Origin of the sequence: Actinoplanes sp. NPDC051346 (assembly GCF_040682215.1) — a bacterium.
Taxonomy (GTDB): domain Bacteria; phylum Actinomycetota; class Actinomycetes; order Mycobacteriales; family Micromonosporaceae; genus Actinoplanes.
The window spans coordinates 49,691-67,083 of record NZ_JBFBAJ010000010.1 but is presented as its reverse complement, the minus strand read 5'-3'; the positions used below and the strand labels follow the sequence as shown (position 1 = coordinate 67,083).

General features: G+C 71.2%; 13 protein-coding genes. 2 read left to right on the top strand and 11 right to left on the bottom strand.

Translation table 11 applies throughout. The features are described 5' to 3' along the window. Positions 1-14 precede the first annotated feature (14 nt). A complete protein-coding gene (locus tag AB0M36_RS24280) occupies positions 15-1,121 on the top strand; it encodes a serine hydrolase domain-containing protein (protein ID WP_364161183.1) in 1,107 nt (368 codons plus the stop codon). Between the two features lie 161 nt (positions 1,122-1,282). Here the strand turns inward: AB0M36_RS24280 and AB0M36_RS24275 are convergent, their stop codons facing one another. Continuing rightward, positions 1,283-2,281 (bottom strand): RNA polymerase subunit sigma-70, encoded by a 999-nt coding sequence (locus tag AB0M36_RS24275; protein ID WP_364161180.1) that lies wholly within the window; start codon positions 2,279-2,281, stop codon positions 1,283-1,285. A 259-nt stretch (positions 2,282-2,540) separates the two neighbouring features. Between AB0M36_RS24275 and AB0M36_RS24270 the strand changes: the two genes are divergently transcribed. Next, positions 2,541-3,638, top strand: a complete 1,098-nt coding sequence (locus AB0M36_RS24270) for a right-handed parallel beta-helix repeat-containing protein (RefSeq protein WP_364161178.1) — start codon at positions 2,541-2,543, stop codon at positions 3,636-3,638. 136 nt (positions 3,639-3,774) lie between these two features. Here the strand turns inward: AB0M36_RS24270 and AB0M36_RS24265 are convergent, their stop codons facing one another. From AB0M36_RS24265 to AB0M36_RS24220, 10 genes are all read right to left on the bottom strand, one after another. Beyond that, complete coding sequence (locus AB0M36_RS24265) at positions 3,775-5,442, bottom strand: hypothetical protein (RefSeq protein WP_364161176.1); 1,668 nt, start codon at positions 5,440-5,442, stop codon at positions 3,775-3,777. A 444-nt stretch (positions 5,443-5,886) separates the two neighbouring features. Continuing rightward, complete coding sequence (locus AB0M36_RS24260; protein WP_364161174.1) at positions 5,887-6,315, bottom strand: hypothetical protein; 429 nt, start codon at positions 6,313-6,315, stop codon at positions 5,887-5,889. Between the two features lie 177 nt (positions 6,316-6,492). Further along, positions 6,493-7,854, bottom strand: a complete 1,362-nt coding sequence (locus AB0M36_RS24255) for a carotenoid oxygenase family protein (RefSeq protein ID WP_364161172.1) — start codon at positions 7,852-7,854, stop codon at positions 6,493-6,495. 147 nt (positions 7,855-8,001) lie between these two features. Continuing rightward, positions 8,002-9,450: an MFS transporter gene (locus tag AB0M36_RS24250; protein ID WP_364161170.1), complete on the bottom strand. Its 1,449-nt coding sequence runs from the start codon at positions 9,448-9,450 to the stop codon at positions 8,002-8,004. 80 nt (positions 9,451-9,530) lie between these two features. Next, positions 9,531-11,417, bottom strand: a complete 1,887-nt coding sequence (locus AB0M36_RS24245; protein ID WP_364161168.1) for an ATP-binding protein — start codon at positions 11,415-11,417, stop codon at positions 9,531-9,533. Between the two features lie 113 nt (positions 11,418-11,530). Next, positions 11,531-11,923: a nuclear transport factor 2 family protein gene (locus AB0M36_RS24240; protein ID WP_364161166.1), complete on the bottom strand. Its 393-nt coding sequence runs from the start codon at positions 11,921-11,923 to the stop codon at positions 11,531-11,533. Continuing rightward, complete coding sequence (locus AB0M36_RS24235; protein WP_364161164.1) at positions 11,920-13,158, bottom strand: cytochrome P450, cyclodipeptide synthase-associated; 1,239 nt, start codon at positions 13,156-13,158, stop codon at positions 11,920-11,922. Before AB0M36_RS24235 ends, AB0M36_RS24240 begins: the two co-directional genes overlap by 4 nt. Before the next feature lie 56 nt (positions 13,159-13,214). Then, on the bottom strand, positions 13,215-13,826 hold the full coding sequence (locus AB0M36_RS24230; RefSeq protein ID WP_364161162.1) for a TetR/AcrR family transcriptional regulator: 612 nt from the start codon (positions 13,824-13,826) through the stop codon (positions 13,215-13,217). Then, positions 13,819-15,780 (bottom strand): biotin carboxylase N-terminal domain-containing protein, encoded by a 1,962-nt coding sequence (locus AB0M36_RS24225; protein ID WP_364161160.1) that lies wholly within the window; start codon positions 15,778-15,780, stop codon positions 13,819-13,821. Before AB0M36_RS24225 ends, AB0M36_RS24230 begins: the two co-directional genes overlap by 8 nt. Before the next feature lie 25 nt (positions 15,781-15,805). Then, positions 15,806-17,341 carry an acyl-CoA carboxylase subunit beta gene (locus tag AB0M36_RS24220; protein ID WP_364161585.1) on the bottom strand — a complete coding sequence of 512 codons (1,536 nt, stop codon included), beginning with the start codon at positions 17,339-17,341 and terminating at the stop codon, positions 15,806-15,808. Positions 17,342-17,393 lie beyond the last annotated feature (52 nt).

Genomic DNA, 17,393 nt, shown 5'->3' with positions numbered 1-17,393 from the left:
GCCACGATCGGCCAATGCCAGAACGATTTCCGCAAGTACGGGCCGTGTTCGAGGAGAATCTGGCGACCGGCGAGGACGTGGGCGCGTCGTTCTGCGTGACCGTGGACGGCGAGACGGTCGTCGACCTCTGGGGCGGATTCGCCGACGAGGGCCGGACGAGACCCTGGCGCGAGGACACGATCGTCGGGGTCTACTCCACCACCAAGACCATGACCGCACTGACGGCGCTGCTGGTCGCGGACCGCGGTGAACTCGACTTCGCGGCGCCGGTGGCGCGCTACTGGCCAGAGTTCGCCGCCGGCGGCAAGCAGGATGTCACGGTCGCGCAGCTGATGAGTCACTCGGCGGGGCTGTGCGGCTGGCGAGAGCCGATTACCAGGGAAGACCTCTACGACTGGGAGAAGGCGACCGCGTTGTTGGCCGCCCAAGAGCCGTACTGGACACCCGGGACGAGGTCGGGCTATCACGCCATGACCCAGGGCTACCTCGTCGGTGAGGTGATCCGACGGATCACCGGGCGGTCGCTGGGGACGGTGTTTCGCGACGAGATCGCCGCGCCGCTGGGCGCGGACTTCCACATAGGCCTGCCCGCGTCCGAGGACGCACGCGTCGCCGACCTGATCGCACCCGCAGGCCCGGCTCCGATGGGCGGCGAGGGCAGCAGCGAGCTGCAGGTGAACGTCGCCACCAACCCGGAGCTGGACGTCCAGGTCACCCGGACCCGGGCATGGCGCGGCGCGGAGATCCCCGCGGTCGGCGGCATCGGCAACGCGCGCGCCGTGGCCGAGATCCACGCGATTCTGGCCAACGCCGGTACGGTCAAGGGACGGCGTTTCCTGTCCGAGGCTGGGTGTCGACGGGCGCTGGAACAGCAGGTGGAGGGCACTGATCTGGTTCTGGGCGTACCGATGAGGTTCGGTCTGGGATTCGCGTTGGACTCAGGGCTGTTGCCGAATCCGAACACGCTGTACTGGGGCGGCTACGGAGGCTCGCTGGCCATCATCGACATGGACGCGCGCACCACCATCGCCTACGCCATGAACAAGATGTCCGGCACGACGACCGGAGACTTCCGCGCCTTCAGCCTCGCCACGGCATTCTGGGAAGCGTCGTCGACTTGATTCGGGGCCACGCTGGTGCGTACGCCCTTGCGCCGCGCGTTGTTGGCCCCTGAGTGTGACGATGTGCACCCTCGCCGTCGCGTAGCTCCAGCTGTACCCGCCCGTGGGTGACGACGCCGAACGCCTGGCGCCACCGCGCAGCGCGAGTGTCCACACCGGGACTACTCCGTGCCGTCCGCGGGTAGGCGATCCGGCAGTCCGAGCCGAGGGAACTGGTCGGCGTGGAAGGTGACGATCTCGCTGATCGCCCCGTCGGTGACGCGCAGGACGTCGATCGTCAGCGGCAGGTACGCGCCCTCCCGCTCCTGCCAGAGGTAGAAGGCCACGGCGGGCTGGCGGTTCGCGGAGGTGGGAACGCCGCGCAGGCCCTTCATGCCCTCGAAGCCGTCCTCGATCCAGTTGTTCACGACCGTGTCACGTCCGACGTGGAAGCCCGGCGTGGGTGGCATCGAGAACCGGACGTCATCGCGCAGCATCGAGGCGAGCGTCGGGATGTCCGTCGCCACGCTGGCGTCGGTGAAGCGGCGTACCAGGTCGCGTGTCCCGGAGTCCTCCTTACCGCCGCTCCAGTCCTGTCGCTTGGCGGGCAGGTGTTCCCGCATGCCGGCGCGGGCCCGCTGCAGCGCGCTGTTCACGGAGTTGACGGAGTCACCGAGGAGCTCCGCGACGTCCTTCGCCGGCCAGCCGAGCACGTCCCGCAGGATCAGCACGGCCCGCGGGCGCGGCGCGAGGTGCTGGACCGCGACCAGGTACGCCAGCTCGATCGTCTCCCGCGCGACGGCGACGGTCTCCGGATCGTCCGCGGCGCCCGCGGGCAGCTCGTCGAGCAACCGGTCCGGGTACGGCTGCAGCCACAGCACCTCACCGCCGGTCGCGGGCTCCGGGCGGCACTTGGCGAGCAGGTCCAGGCAGGCGTTGGTGGCGATCCGGTACAGCCAGGCCCGGAACGTCGACCGCCCCTCGAAGGTCTCCCGGCGCCGCCAGGCGCGCAGGAACGTCTCCTGCACGGTGTCCTCGGCGTCCTCGAACGATCCGAGCATCCGGTAGCAGTGCACGTGCAGCTCCCGCCGGTGCCGCTCCGCCAGCCCCGAGAACGCCGGCTCGTCGACCTCGCCCAAACCGCTCACGCCCAGCTCCTCCAACCGCGTGTCCGCACTCATCACGTCATCCTTCCGCCTCGTCGTGCCCGGTCGTAGATATGACGGGTACGGCCGCGACAACTCATCACCAGGACCCGGGACGGGACTCTCAGCCCAGCGGCCAACGAGGACGCGGGGGTGTGTGCCCGGCGTGAGCGGGGTAGCGCGCCAAATGATCTTTCTGTGATCATGTCTTGCCCGCGACGGCTGTGATGCCCGAGCGGGGTAACGGGGAGCTGGCGGCTCAGGCCGCCGCGCAGAAAGTGATGGGAGTCACCGCATGGCAACGAAGAACGACGGGGTGGGGCGCAGCCGCCGGGGACTGATCGCCGGATCGTTGGCGGGAGCCGGAGTGGCCGCGGGCGGGATGATCTTCGGCCAGCCTGCCGCCGCTCTGGCCGGGACGACCGGGCTTGTCGTGATCACGCCGAGCGGTGACGAGACCGGCGCCACCGACCGTGCGGCCATCCAAGAGGCGCTGCAGGGCGTGGGCCGCCAGGCGCTCCTGGGCACCGGCACGTTCTACATCGACAAGCCGATCGTCATGTATTCCAACCAGCGACTGTTCGGATCGGGTGCTCAGGCCACCAAGATCGTTCAGAAGGGCGCCGGTCACGGCATCATGTCCGTGAGCACCGCGTCGGTCAACTACGTGACCATCTCCGGCCTCACCCTCATGGCCGATCAGAAGGTCGCCGGCAGTTCCGGCATCTACCTGGTGCCCAGCACGACGACGGACGTCGAAAGCTTCACCGGCATCTCGAACATCACCATCGAGGACTGCGTCGTCCGGGACTGGGGCGACTGCGGCGTCTACCTCTCCGCGGCGATCGCGTCGAGGATCACCCGGGTCCAGACGGTCAAGAACGGCGGCAACGGGTTCTACGTCACGAAGACGAGGCTGGAGAACAAGGTGGCGGCCGCCACCTCCCTCGCCTTCGAGGCCTGTTACGCCCTCAACAACGCCAAGAACGGCTACGAGCTCGACAACGTGAGCTACTCCACGCTGAACGCGTGCGCCAACGACGGCGGGCAGCGGGGCTACGCCCTCTACACCTGCGGGTCCGTCACGCTCACCAGCTGTGCCGCCGAGGTGTACACGGTCGAGGGCTTTCTCATCGGGGCCAGCAAGAGCTGCAGCCTGTTCGGGGCGTACACCTTCGGTGGCAGCAAGGTCGGCATCCACATCACCGGCACGACCGTCAACCAGACGATCGGCGGCGCCGTCCAGGCTCAGCCCGGCGCCGAGACGACGAATTTCATCCTCGCCGAGGCCGGAAGCTCGGTGGTGGTCTGGGGCGTCACGCGGCCCGGCACCACCGGCAGCAGCACCAACAAGTTCGCTGGGAAGGTGACCAACCTCGACGGTTCCGCCTGACCGGCGAGGATGGGGAAGTGCTCGGCCCGCCGGCTCGTTCCGGCGGGCCGTGCGATCGCTGCGGCGGGCTTATGCCGCAGTGGTAGCGGTGAGCCAGTTAGTGAGCCCGGCCTCGGTGTCAGGCCCGTGAGCCGGCTCATGCCGCGGTGGTAGCGGTGAGCCAGTTAGTGAGCCCGGCGACGGTGTCAGGCGCGAGGGCCGGCTCGGCCCGCCGGAACAGAGCGGTGAAGTCAGCGTGCTCCTCGGCGGTGAGATCGAGGTGGGGAAGCAGCTTGTAAGGCCGGGCCGCTTCGGTGGCGTCAAGGGCGAGGCGGGCGACGTCGGTCCGGCCGCGCAGGGCCAGCCGCGGGTCCGGGTCGGCGGCGGCGATGAGTCCGGCGCGAAGACAGGTTCGGGCGGGTCCTGGGGTGAGCAGGCGGTAGCCAGCTCGGCGTAGCGCGGCACGGGGGTCGGCGAGCAGCTCCCAGGGCAGGTCGGCGGGGACGGTATTCGCGATCGGTCGCAGGGCCGCGACCGCCTCACGGACCACCACCGCCGACGGATCGCGCAGCAGCGGCACTATGCGGGCGGCGTCGACGGCGTCGAGGTGACGCAGCGCCCGTACCGTGGCGGCACGGACCTTGGCCTGGGGGTGGCTCAGCAGGGGGTGCAGGAGCGGCGCGTCGTTGCTCGAGGCGGTCTCGGCGAAGCCGGCGATCACCGGCGCGGTCGGTGCGGTGAGCACGGCATCGCGATACTTCGCGAGGGCGTCGACGCCGGTGCGGCGGGCGGCGTCGCGGGCCAGGGCCCGCGCCAACGAGGCCGGGTCGTCGAGGTGCGTCACCACGTCCGCGTCGCTGCCGGTACGGACGAGTCCGGTCAGCGCCACGATCCGCACCTCCGGGCGCCGGCTGCCGGCCAGCCGGTGCAGCACGGTTTGGCGGCGTCGCCAGACGGCGTCGCGGCAGGCCGCCTCGGCGGCCCGGGCTCGGATCCGCACGTCTGGACCCGACTCGGCCAGGTCGATCAACTCCTCCGGGGACCACCAATTCCAGCTCAGCCCCAGGTCGCACACGAAGCGCCGGGACGCCGGGTGCGGCAGTGCGGCAAGGGTCCGGCGCTGCGCGGGCGACGCGGTCGAGAGTGCGGCAAGGGTCCGGCGCTGCGCGGGCGACGCGGTCGAGAGTGCGGCAAGGGTCCGGCGCAGCGCGGGCGACGCGGTCGAGAGGGCGGCCGTCGCCTGCGCCGCCGCGAACGTGCCGCGCCACCGCTGGTCGATCGCCGTTGTCACGCCGAGCATGGCGGGCAGGTAGGTGTCCGGGTCGTCGGCGAGTAACAGCGCCAGGCCGGCCCGGGCTCGGTCACGCACGGGACGGACCCAGTCGCTGGTGCGGAGCACCAGGAAGGGCATCAACTCCACCGTGGGAGCGGCCAGCATCGCCACGACCGCACGCTCACGGACGTGCCCGTCACCGTGAGTGCTTGCCAGGGCAACCGCGACCGGTGCGTTGACTGCGCCGGCCGCCGCGCGGGCGGCGCACTGCTCGGCCAGCGGAGTCTGACGCACCTCGTACCACCAGGCGGGCCGAGCGTGATCGTCCAACCTCACCATGGCTCGCGGCCGGCTCGTCAACTCCTTCAAAGCGGCGCGGCCACGTGCGACGTCGCCGGTAGTGGCGAGCTGCGCGAGCAGCTCCGCGAGGTGTGCCGCCTGCTCCCACCCACCATGCGAGGCCGCCTCGACGGCTTCGCGGATCGCGGGGAGCGCCGGGGGCTCCTCCGGCGCGGCGACGGGCTGACGGCTATGCCGTCGAAATCTGATCACGCCGCCATCGTGCCCCAGCCACAACCAATCTGACGTGCGATTTTCCGGCCGATGGCCGACGGCCGACGGCCGACGGGGTGAGGGACGAGGGGCGAGGGACGAGGGGCGAGGAGTGCGGGGCGGCATGCGGCATGCGGCATGCGGGGCAGGGGTGCGGGGCGAGGGGCGAGGGATGCGGGGCGGCGTGCGGGGCGAGGGGTCGCGGGGCGAGGGGCGGCGTGCGGCATGCGGGGCAGGGGTGCAGGGCGCGGGGCGAGGGATGCGGGGCGAGGGGCGCGGTGTGCGGGGCGAGGGATGCGGGGCGAGGGATGCGGGGCGAGGGGTGCGGGGCGGCCCGTGGCCTGGAACTCGCCCGCTCCTACCGGCTTGACGATGTGTCGGCGAGTGTGTGGTGGAGCCCGCAAAATGCTCCGGGCTCCACCACGGTTCTCGCGTCGCCCAGGGTCACTCGACCGGGAACGAGTTGAGCGTCAGGTTGTAGTCCTGTGTGGCGCCGGCGCTCTTCGCGGCGCACGCGTGGAACAGCATGTTGCTCGTCGGTCGGATTGTCTCGTCGACGAAACGGGCGTTGGTCTGGAAGACGAGCGTCGGAGCGCTCTGTGACGACACCGAGAAGACCTGCCAGGTGAGGTTCGACGAGCCGTTGGTGAAGCCGGAGATCTGGACTCCCGGCGTGTTGCCGTTGGGGTCGGTCGTCGGTGACAGGGGGCCGACGCACACGGTGCTGCCCCGGACGATCGTTCCGAAGGAGTGGTGCGAGATCAGCGTGGCGGCGAACCGCGCGGACGCCGGAGCCGCGCTGCCGGACAGGGCGCCGACGGCAACGGTCACGACGGCCATTGACGAGGTCAGTATCAGGCGGTTCTTGTTCATGGTGGTGCCTCCCCATACCTCCGAACTGGTTCTCCTCGCCGGGGGACATCCGGTGCAAGCCTCCCAGAACCGCACCATGAACGGAGGCGGGCGAAACGACGTGGGTTGTCGTTATCCGCCTATTCAGACCCGTTTCCCGGGAACGCCGACCGGTCGGCGTTCCCGGGGAATCGCGGATCAGGCTTCGCGGTGGCCCAGGGCGCTGTCGGGGATCCAGGAGCCGTGGATGCCGGCGGGTACGCGGCGGGGGAGGTGGACGGTGGCGACCCGGTCCAGGCCGGCGGCGTCCAGGACCAGCAGCTGCGAGACGTCCTGCTTGAGGTCGGAGATGACGGTGAGGAGGTAGCCGTCGTCTTCGTTGGTGGCGCCGGCGGCGGGGACGAAGACGGCTTCGCTGGGTAGGCGGGCGTCGCCGACCTGGTGGATGCGGCGGGCGCCGGTGGTGCGGTCGTATTTGACGATGCCGTAGCCGCCGAATCCCTGGTGGTCCGGGAAGGACACCGCGTACTGGTAGCGGTGCTCGGCTCCCAGGTAGTCCTCGTTGAGGGTGGGGAATTCGACGGCGAGGTCGTCGATGATTTGTTCGTCGACGGTGCCGTCGGTGAGGTCGATGACCCAGCGGCGGGTGTAGGAGCGGGTGTTGGGTTCGGTGCCGCGTGCGGGTGCGCCGATCCACCAGTTCCAGGAGAGTTGGAAGCCTTCGCGGTCGACGGTGGGGCCTTCGAGCACGATGCGGCCTTGGCCGTCCTCGTAGGCGTTGGCGACGTGCAGCATGTTGCCGGGTTCGATGGTGAACCAGCGGATGGCGTGGGTGTCGTCGTGGCCGCGGGGCATGACGCCGATGCGCGACGGCTGCTTGTCGCTCCAGCTGTAGGGGATCCCGGAGTGCTCGGCGGGGTCGAACGTGACGTTGCCCTCGATGAACACCACATGGCGGCGGGTGATCGCGAAGTCGTGCTTGAGGGAAGCGGTCGCTCCTGGGATCTCGGTGCTGTGGATGATCTCGCCCTTGGCGTCGGCGACGTGATAGACGAGGAACGGCGGGAATGGCGAGGAGCCGAAGAAGTGGAGCTCCCCGGTTGCCGGGTCTTCCTTGGGGTGCGCGGTCATGGCGGTGCGCAGCTTGCCGCCGAAGTCGTAGGCGCCGACCGTCTCCAGCTCCGGGGTGAGCTCGAAGGGGTAGTTCGCCTCACAGAGCGCGAGCAGCCGGCCGGCGTGCTCGATGACGTGGGTGCCGGCGGTGCTCGCGGTCAGGTCCGGGCCGTGGTCGGTGAGGTAGGGGGCGCCGTCGAGGGCGGGGGTGTGGACCCAGCGGTTGCGGTACCACTCGGCGCGCCCGTCACGCAGGCGGATGCCGTGGACCATGCCGCTGCCCTTGAACCAGTGGGTGGGGGTGACGCCGGGTTTGGGGTTGTGGCTGTTGCGGATGAAACGGCCGGTGAGCTCGGGGGGCAGGGTGCCCTCGACGGCGAGGTCGACGCCGGTGATCTCGTCGACGACCGGGGTGTAGTGACCGGTCAGGTAGGGCTTGCTGGTCATCTTCTCTCCTAGGGGTGTGGCGGATCAGCGGGAAACGGTGGTCGCGATCGGGCGGCGCGGCACCGCCGGTTGGGGGTGTGGCGGATCAGCGGGAAGCGGTGGTCGCGATCGGGCGGCGCGGCGCCGCCGGTTGGGGGTGTGGGTGGATCAGCGGGAAACGGCGGTCGCGACCGGATGGCGCGCCCCCGTGTCGCGGGTCGGGCGGGTGCCGCGGGTGAGCGGGACCGCCAGGAGCGCGGTGAGGGTCAGGATCGCGGCGGAGACCGCGAAGGCGGTCTGGTAGCCGGCCGTGAGGGCGGCGAGCGGGGGCTGGCCGGAGGAGTGGCTGGTGACGGAACCGGCCAGGGTGGCCAGGGCGGCCAGGCCGATGGCGCCGCCGACCTGGCGGGTGGTGTTCACCAGTCCGCCCGCCAGCCCGGCGTCCTGCGTCGGCACCCCCTCCACGGCGAGCGCGGTGAGCTGGACGAAGGCGACGCTGAGGCCGAGTCCGACCAGGATGCTCGGGCCCAGGACATCGACGAGGTAGCTGCCGTCGGTGCGCATGCCCGATAGCCAGAGCAGGCCGGCGGCCTCGGTGAGCAGGGCCAGTACGACGGTCGCGGTGCCGCCGATACGCCGGGCGACCGCGGGTGCCAGGGCGGCGCCGAGCATGTTGGCCACGGCGAGGGGGAGCTGGCCCGCGCCGGTGGCCAGAGGGCTCATCCCGAGGACCTGCTGCTGGTAGAGCGGCAGGAAGAAGAACAGGGCGATCCATACGGATCCCAGCAGTGCCATCAGCAGGTTGCCGGCGGCGACCCGGCCGGTGGTGAACAGCCGTGGTGGGATCAGGGCGTCCGGCCGGCGACGCTCGATCGCGGCGAAAGCCGCGAGCAGCGCGGCCGCTCCGATGAGAGCGCCCACCACCCGGGTGTCGGTCCAGCCGGCGCCGCGTGCGGTGGTCAGTCCCCAGACCAGGCAGGTCAGGGCGAGGGTGACGGTGGCGGTGCCCCACAGATCGAACCCGCCGTCCTTCTGGCCGGCGGTCTGCGGCACGAGCGCCACCACGGCGAGAAGAACCAGCACCGCCAGGAGGGCGACGGAGTGGAAGATCCAGGGCCAGCCCCACGCCTGGGTGAGCACACCGCCGAGCAGGACGCCGCCCGCTCCTCCCGCGCCGGAGACCGCGCCCCATACCCCCAAGGCCCGGCCCCGGCCGGCACCGGAGGGGAACAAGCCCATGGTCAGGGCGAGCGCGGCCGGAGCGATGGTGGCAGCGCCGAGGCCCTGGACGGCACGGGCGGCGATCAGCACGCCCGGGGTGGTGGCCAGTCCCGCCGCCAGCGAGGATCCCGCGAACAGCGCGAGGCCGGCGAGCAGCACCCGGCGGCGGCCCAGCAGATCGGCCGCCCGTCCGCCGGCCAGCAGCAGTGCTCCGAACGCCAGACCGTAGGCGTTGACCACCCAGGTGATGTCACCATCCGACAGGCCGACCCCGGCGCGGATCTGCGGCAGCGCCACATTCACGATCGAGGTCGCCAGCATGACGGTGAACTGTGCCGCAGCGAGCGCCGTGAGCACAGCGCCCGGCGAGGAGGAACGCGTACGTCCGAAGTTCATGACGCACAGCCTCACGCCGGAAGGTGACCACTCTCCAGGGGCGGCGACTGTCCAGTCCTGTCCGCCCCTGTCCACCCGGGCTACGGGATGCCGTGGAGCTCCCACTGCCACAGCGCGTCGCAGAGCAGGTCAAGGCCCTGACGGAGGTGGCGACGGTACGTGCCGTAGGGAAGGCCGAGGCGGCGGGCGGCGGCCTCCTGGGTCGGCGCACCGGAAAGGTAGCCGGCCGTGAGGGCGTCGCGGGCCCGCACTCCACGGGGGTCGGAGGCGAGATTGTCGATGGCCTGCTGCAGCAGGGCGCGCAGTTCCCTGACGGGATCGGCGAGGTCGGCCGCCAGGCGTACGCGCATCAGGGCGCAGGCGGCGAAGGCGCCGGCGTCACGCCAGTACACGAGGGCTTCGCGGACGGCCTGGTCGAACGCCGTGCGCGACACGGCGGACGGCCCGGACTCCACCGGCACGTCGGTGGCCGAGATGAAACGGCGAAGCCAGGACTCCACGGAGACCTGGCGCCAGTCGACGCTGAACACTCCGTACGTGTGTGCGCCGACCCGAGGCCGCGCACCGGTGTCCGAGAGGGTGCCGCTGACCCGTTCGGACCACGTCTCGGCGTCGCGCCAGACGGCGAAGCCGTATGCGCGACCCGGGGCTCGGGCGGCCTCCGCCTGTGCCCGGGAACTGCTCAGGTCGATGACCCGCGAGGGCACCTGGTATCGCTCGGGGTAGATCGTGAAGCGGCTGACGCCGATGTGCTCGCCGGGCTTCACCGGCGCGGTGGCTTCGGTGTGCGCCCAGGCCGCCGCGACGACGGGATCGGTGTCGAGGTCCTCGGCGTCGGGCGGGGCCGACAGGGCGAGCCGGGCGGTGAAAGCCACGGTCCGGCCCGTGCTCACGAGCCGGTAGACGCTGAAGGCGCTCGGTTGGCGCCGCACCCAGTAGCGGACGATCTCCGCGGATTCGGGCCCCTCGGTCTCCTCGGCCATCCGCACGATGACATCGATGTCATCGTCATGGAGAGGGCGGTCGTGGACCTCGTCCTCGCGGGACCAGGTCCGCAGCCGGGTGAGACTCCGCATCTCCCGGAAGAGATAGAAGAGCTCGTCGGTGACGGTCCAGACCCGCTCCTCCGGCGCCTCGCGCAGGATGCGCAGGTATTCCTCCACCAACCGCTCCCGGATGGACACGAAGGCGTGGGGTGCGCGCCAGCGCAGGTCAGCGGCCAGTGTCTCGCGCGCGGCGTCGTGCGGGTGCAGCCCCCGGTGCGTGGACTCCATGAAGGGCAGATCCCGCAGCCAGGAGAAGAGCAGGTGGGCGTCCTCGTCCGGCAGGACCGCGGTGAGCAGTTCCTCGGAGGTCGAGTGCGCCTGTGCTGCCACCTCGAGGGCGCGGCGGTGGGCCGCGGTGGGCACCTCACCGATCAGTCCGGCCAGCAGGTTGCGCAGGATGTCGGCCGAGGGCGTCCAGATGTCGTCCCGGCTCCAGCCTTGCGCGGCCGCGGCGGTCGCCAGGGCGAGGGCCAGCGGATTGCCACCGGCGAAGCCGAGCACCCGGTCGCGCAGCTCGGGGCGGATCCGCGCCGCGGCCAGCAGGCCGCGGGCCTGCTCGTCGGAGAACGGCTCGAGTTCGCTGACGTGCAGGAGCCCGGCCCAGGCGTGGTCGGCGACCCACTGGGCCTGTGGCGGAACGCGGCCGGCCAGGACGACCAGCGCACCGGCGGCGGCGCGGGGGAGGAACCGCTGCCACAGCCAGCTCTCCAACCACTGGCAGTGCTCGAACGAGTCCACGAACAGCACCGAGTCGGGAACATCGAGGAAAGCGGCCGCGGCGCGCTCGAAGTCGGCCGGGTCCCGGCCGATGAAGCGGCCGTCCAGCTCGACGAACACGCGACCCGCGGAGCTGGCCTGGTCCGCCAGCCGCCGCAGCAGCGCCGACTTGCCGATGCCGCCCGGCCCGAACACGTAGAACACGAACGGTGCCTGAGGATCTGCGCTCAGTGCCTCCGCGAAGCGACCGAGCTCCTCCTCCCTGCCGATGAACGCACGCGCCCGTGCGCTGCTCAGTCTCTCGCCCAGCGACAGCATCAGCTGACGGATCCCAGGTTCCGGTCGTCGGAGTGGCCGCTGACCAGGAGAGTGGTCTCCTCGATGCGGCGGAAGCGCCCATCGTCGGCGACCTCGCCGAAGAGGTACACCTCGGTCTGGGAGGTGCGTCCATTGTGCTGGGTGATCGTGACCGTGTGACGGTCGGCGTAGCGCGGCCCGTCGCGGAACTCGTCGTGGACCTCGAGGTGCCCGCTGCGCACCAGGGTGCGCAGGTGGGCGATGTGCCGGGCGAAGCCGGCGCGGTCGCTCCACACGCCGTTGGTGCGCTGGCGGTAATCGGGGGAGAAGTGCCGGTCGATGGCCTCGGCGAGGTCGGGCACCGGGTCGAACAGGAGGTCGTTGAGGGCGCGGGTGATGTCGGTCGGCGTCATTTGCCGTTTTCAACTCCAGCGGTCGGGGTGAAATCCAGGAGCAGCGAGGCGGGGCCGCGAGTGTACAAACCTACTTCCTGGTAATGGAAACCGTCGCCGTAACGGACCTGGTCGAACAGGGACAGAAGCATCGCGGCGACGGTCTCGATCTCGGCGCGGGCGAAGGCCGCTCCGACGCACTGGTGCAGCCCGGTGCCGAAGGACAGGTGCTGGGCGGCGGCGGTGAACGAGCGGGCGGTGGCCAGATCCGAGCGGTGGATGTCGAAGGTGTCCGGCGCGGCGAAGGCCTCGGGGTCGCGGTTGGCCGCGCCGATCATGCAGAAGATGATGGTTCCCGCGGGGACGGTGGTGCCGGCGAGCACGGCGTCCCGCTCCGCCTGGCGGGGGATGAGCTGGACCGGCGGGGTGTAGCGCAGCGTCTCGGCGATCGCGGCCGCCAGCAGCGACGGGTCCTGGCGGACCTGAGCCAGTTGCTCGGGATGGTCGATCAGGTGCTTGAAGAGCAGGGCGAGGGTCTTGTCGGCGGGCTCGGCGGCGGCGATCAAGACGTTGAGGACCAGGGCGGTGACGTCACGGTCGCTCATAGCGACGCCGTCGTACTCGGCGGTGCACAGTGCCGAGATGAGGTCGTCTCCCGGTCGGCGGCGCCGCTCCTCGATGATCGGGACGAGGTAGGCCTCGAGCTGGTCGGCGCAGTCCAGGCAGTGCCGGCGGCGCTCGGGGGTGAGGGCGATGGTGGTGATGAACTCGGCAACCCCGCTGTACCAAACGGCGACCTGCTGCCAGTCCTTCTTGTCCAGACCCAGGGCGTCAAGCGCCACGTAGAGGGCGAGAGGCTTGCCGAAGTCGTTGATGAGGTCCACCCGGCCCCGCGTGAGGAACGGCGCGATGAGCTCGGTGGCGTTGGCGTGGATGGCGCGTACCTGATCCTGCAGGACCTGGCCGGTGAAGCCTCTGACGATGACCTTTCGTTTGGCGGTGTGCTCGGCTCCGGTCATCTGGGCGAGCACCCGGCCGCGCATCACCGGCTCGGCACGCGCCTGCAACATCTCGGTGCTGAACGCCTCGTGGTCGGTCAGCACCCGCTTCACGTCGTGGTAGCGGGAGACGAAGTAGCTGTCGACCGAGGGTTCGTAGTGCACCGGACTCTGTTCCCGGAGCGCCGCGAAGTACCGGTAGGGGTCGGCGGCGAAGTCCTCGGAGAGCACGCTGAAGCCTGAGTTGATCAAGGGCATGGCGGAGATCTTCTCAGGGGAGCCGGGCGGAAGAGAAGAGCGAACGGTGGGGGGCTTCAGTCACCCAAAGTGACATGAGCGGCGGCCAACGCCGCGGCGAGCTGGGTTGACCAGGCCCGGACCACGCGGGCGCGGCGGTGCGAGTCGTCGGTCAGCACGTCGGCCAGGGCGAGTCCCCGGGCCAGGTCCAGGGTCGCCTGGATGAGGCCGCGCATGGCCGGGTCGGAGTCGTTCACCCGCAGCAGGCGTACGGCCCGCCGGTGCACGCCGCGGGCGAAGCGGCGTTCGAGCGGGACCACCGCGGAGCGCAGTTCGGGGTCGGCGGCCGCCACGGTCCAGACCTGGAGCGCCGCTCGGAACAATTCACCGCCGATGGCGTCGACCAGGCCCGTCACGACGATGTGGACCCGCTCCGGGCCGGAGTCGTCCGGGTCGGGCAGTGCGTCGAGCAGGGCCGCCCGCTCCTCGAACATGTGCTCCAGCGCGGCGAGGATGAGGGCTTCGCGGGTACGGAAATGGTGTTGCACCGCGCCGCGGCTGATCCCGGCCTCGGCGGCGATGAAGCCGACGGTCGAGACCTCCCAGCCGTGCCCGGCCAGGCACCGGATCGTGGTCTCCAGCAGGCGTTGCCGGGTCGCCCGCGAGCGGTCCTGTTTGGGATCAGTCATCCCGGCCCGCCACCACCGCGAGGGTGGTGCCCTGCCCGACCTGCTGACCGAGGGCGACCGGCAGCTCCGTCACCGTGCCGTCCGCGGGCGCCCGCACCACGTGTTCCATCTTCATCGCCTCCAGCCACAGCAACGGCTGGTCGGCCGCGACGGTGTCGCCGACCTTGACGTCCACGCGCACCACCGTGCCGGGCATGGGCGCCGTCAGCGCTCCCGCCGGAAGCTGTGCGGACGGATCGGTGAAACGGGGCACCCGGCGAAGCTCCACCGCGCCCCGCGGTCCGTCGACCACGACGCGGTCGTCGAAGCGGCCCACCGTCCAGCCGCGAACCACGCCGTCGACGTCCAGCACGACCGCGCCGGCGTCGGCCTCGACCAGGGCGAGTCCGTCCATGCCGGCGACCTCGAGGCCGTCGCGGCCGAAGCGGTAGGACACCTCGAACTCCCGGTCGCCGACGGCGTAGACGCGGCTGCGGTAGCCGACCGGGATGTTGCGGAATCCACTGGTGACGCCGCGCAGCAACGGGCCCCGCCCGGCGGCGGCGTCGGCCAGGGCCGCGACCACCGCGCCGAGGGCCGGGTCGAGCCCCGCCGTCGCGGTGAGCGACGCCGGCGGATGAGCCGCGTAGAAGCTGGTGTCGGCGGTGCCGTCCAAAAACCGCGGGTGGAGCAGGCTGGCGACCAGCAGGTCGCGGTTGGTGGTCACTCCGTGGATGCGGGTACGGCGCAGAGCGGCGGCGAGCTGCCGGGCCGCGGCGTCACGGGTGGGCGCGTACGCGATGACCTTCGCGAGCATGGCGTCGTAGTGGGTGCCGACGACGCTGCCGTTCTCGACGCCCGAGTCGAGGCGGATGCCGTCCGGCCCGGTACGGCCGAACCGCGCCGTCACCTCGGGAACGTCGAAGGTGACCACGGTGCCCGTCTGCGGCCGCCAGTCGTCGGCGGGGCTTTCGGCGTACAGTCGGGCCTCGATGGCGTGGCCGCTCATCGCCGGCTCCGGACCGCTGAGCGCGACCCCGGCGGCGATGTCGAGCTGAAGGCCGACCAGGTCGGTGCCGGTGACGCATTCGGTGACCGGATGCTCGACCTGCAGGCGGGTGTTCATCTCGAGGAACCAGAAGTCGCCGCCCGCGTCCGCGAGGAACTCGACGGTCCCGGCACCGCGGTAACCGACCGCGGCCGCGGCGTCGCGCCCCGCGGCGAGCAGGCGCTTGCGCAGATCGCCGCCGACGCGGTCGACGAGCGGCGAGGGCGCCTCCTCGATGACCTTCTGGTGGCGGCGTTGCAGCGAGCACTCGCGTTCGCCCAGGGCCCAGACCGTGCCGTGGGCGTCGGCCATGACCTGCACCTCGACGTGGTGTCCGGCGTCGAGGTAGCGCTCGCAGAAGACGGTGGGGTCACCGAACGCGGCGCCGGCCTCCCGGGCGGCGGACGCCACGGCGTCGCTCAGCTCGGCGAGGGTCCGCACGATCCGCATGCCCCGGCCGCCGCCGCCGGCCGACGCCTTGACCAGGACCGGCAGGTCCTTCTCGGTGATGGCGTCCGGTTCGAGCAGGTCGAGCACGGGTACGCCGGCCTCGGCCATCCGGGCCTTGGACGCGACCTTCGAACCCATCACCTCGATCGTGTCCGGGTCGGGGCCGATCCAGATCAGCCCGGCCTCGATGACCGCCCGGGCGAAGTCGGCGTTCTCGGAGAGGAACCCGTATCCGGGGTGGATGGCGTCGGCGCCGGCACGCCGGGCCGCCTCGATGACGAGGTCGCCGCGCAGGTACGTCTCGGCCGGCGTGGCGCCGGGCAGGCGCACCGCGCTGTCGGCCTCGCGCACGTGCGGGCTGCCGGCGTCGGCGTCGGAGAAGACGGCGACGGTGGCCAGGCCGCGCCGGCGGCAGGTGGCGAAGACCCGGCGGGCGATCTCGCCGCGGTTGGCGACCAGCACGCTGGTGATCGTCATAGTGGCCTCATCCGTCATCGTTGCCTCACATCCGGAAGACGCCGAAGGAGCCGGTGCCCTCGACCGGCGCGGTGTGGATCGCGGAGAGGGCGACGCCGAGGACGTCGCGGGTGTCGCGGGGGTCGATGATGCCGTCGTCGTAGATGAGCCCGGACAGCACCGCCGGCATCGCCTCCGCGGAGATCTGCTGCTCGATCATGTGGCGGACCACCTGCGCGCCCTCTTCGTCGAACGGCTTGCCCTGCGCCAGCGCGGACGCCCGCGACACCATGTAGGTGACGTCGGCGAGCTGCTGGGCGCCCATCACCGCGGAACGCGCGCTCGGCCAGGCGAAGACGAACCGGGGGTCGTAGGCGCGGCCGCACATGCCGTAGTGGCCGGCACCGTAGGAGTTGCCGATGAGCAGCGAGATGTGCGGGACGGTCGAGTTCGACACCGCGTTGATCATCATGGCGCCGTGTTTGATGATGCCGCCCTGCTCGTACTCCCGGCCGACCATGTAGCCGGTCGTGTTGTGCAGGAACAGCAGGGGAGTGCGCGACTGGTTGGCGAGCTGGATGAACTGGGCCGCCTTCTGGGCCTCGGCGCTGAACAGCACGCCGCGGGCGTTGGCCAGGATGCCGATCGGGAAGCCGTGCAGTTGCGCCCAGCCGGTCACCAGCGAGTCGCCGTACCGGGGTTTGACCTCGTCGAAGTCGCTGTCGTCGACGATCCGGGCGATGACCTCGCGGGGGTCGAACGGCGACTTCGGGTCGGGCGGCACGATCGACAGCAGGTCGCCGGCCGCGTAGCGAGGCGGCCTCGGCGTGGCCGTCGCCGGGCCGGCGGCCTTGCGCCAGTTCAGGCGGGCCACGATCCGTCGCCCGATCCGGATGGCGTCCTGCTCGTCGAGGGCGTAGTGGTCGGCGAGGCCGGACACGCGGGCGTGCATGTCGGCGCCGCCGAGCGACTCGTCGTCGGACTCCTCGCCGGTGGCGGCCTTGACCAGCGGCGGGCCGGCGAGGAACACCTTGGACCGCTTCTCGATCATCACCACGTGGTCGCTCATGCCGGGCAGGTAGGCGCCGCCGGCCGTGGAGTTGCCGAAGACCAGCGAGATGGTCGGAATGCCTTTGGCGGAAAGGCGGGTGAGGTTGCGGAAGACCGCGCCGCCCGGGATGAAGACTTCCTTCTGGGTGGGCAGGTCCGCGCCGCCCGACTCGACCAACGCGATGACCGGCAGCCGGTTCTGCTCCGCGATCTCGTGCATCCGCAGCGTCTTGCGCAGCGACCACGGATTGCTCGCGCCGCCCTTGACCGTGGGGTCGTTGGCGATCAGCAGGCACTCCACGCCGCTGACGACGCCGATCCCGGCGACGACGCTGCCGCCCACGGTGAACGGCGAGCCGTAACCCGCCAGGGCGGCCAGCTCCAGGAAGGGCGAGTCCTCGTCGAGCAGCAGCTCGATCCGCTCCCGGGCGGTGAGCTTTCCCCGGGAGTGGTGCCGGGCGACCGCCTTCTCGCCGCCGCCGGCCACCGCCTTGGCGGTCTCGGCCGCGAGCTCGTCGAGCGAGGCGAGCATGGCCTTCCGGGCGGCCTGGGACTCCTCGGTGCCGGTGTCCAGAGTGGATCGC

Bases quoted from the DNA above. Each gene is read 5' to 3' on its own strand.
- AB0M36_RS24280 (WP_364161183.1), top strand. From the start codon at position 15: ATGCCAGAACGATTTCCGCAAGTACGGGCCGTGTTCGAGGAGAATCTG.
- AB0M36_RS24275 (WP_364161180.1), bottom strand. From the start codon at position 2,281: ATGAGTGCGGACACGCGGTTGGAGGAGCTGGGCGTGAGCGGTTTGGGC.
- AB0M36_RS24270 (WP_364161178.1), top strand. From the start codon at position 2,541: ATGGCAACGAAGAACGACGGGGTGGGGCGCAGCCGCCGGGGACTGATC.
- AB0M36_RS24260 (WP_364161174.1), bottom strand. From the start codon at position 6,315: ATGAACAAGAACCGCCTGATACTGACCTCGTCAATGGCCGTCGTGACC.
- AB0M36_RS24255 (WP_364161172.1), bottom strand. From the start codon at position 7,854: ATGACCAGCAAGCCCTACCTGACCGGTCACTACACCCCGGTCGTCGAC.
- AB0M36_RS24250 (WP_364161170.1), bottom strand. From the start codon at position 9,450: ATGAACTTCGGACGTACGCGTTCCTCCTCGCCGGGCGCTGTGCTCACG.
- AB0M36_RS24240 (WP_364161166.1), bottom strand. From the start codon at position 11,923: ATGACGCCGACCGACATCACCCGCGCCCTCAACGACCTCCTGTTCGAC.
- AB0M36_RS24235 (WP_364161164.1), bottom strand. From the start codon at position 13,158: ATGCCCTTGATCAACTCAGGCTTCAGCGTGCTCTCCGAGGACTTCGCC.
- AB0M36_RS24230 (WP_364161162.1), bottom strand. From the start codon at position 13,826: ATGACTGATCCCAAACAGGACCGCTCGCGGGCGACCCGGCAACGCCTG.
- AB0M36_RS24225 (WP_364161160.1), bottom strand. From the start codon at position 15,780: ATGACGATCACCAGCGTGCTGGTCGCCAACCGCGGCGAGATCGCCCGC.
- AB0M36_RS24220 (WP_364161585.1), bottom strand. From the start codon at position 17,341: ATGCTCGCCTCGCTCGACGAGCTCGCGGCCGAGACCGCCAAGGCGGTG.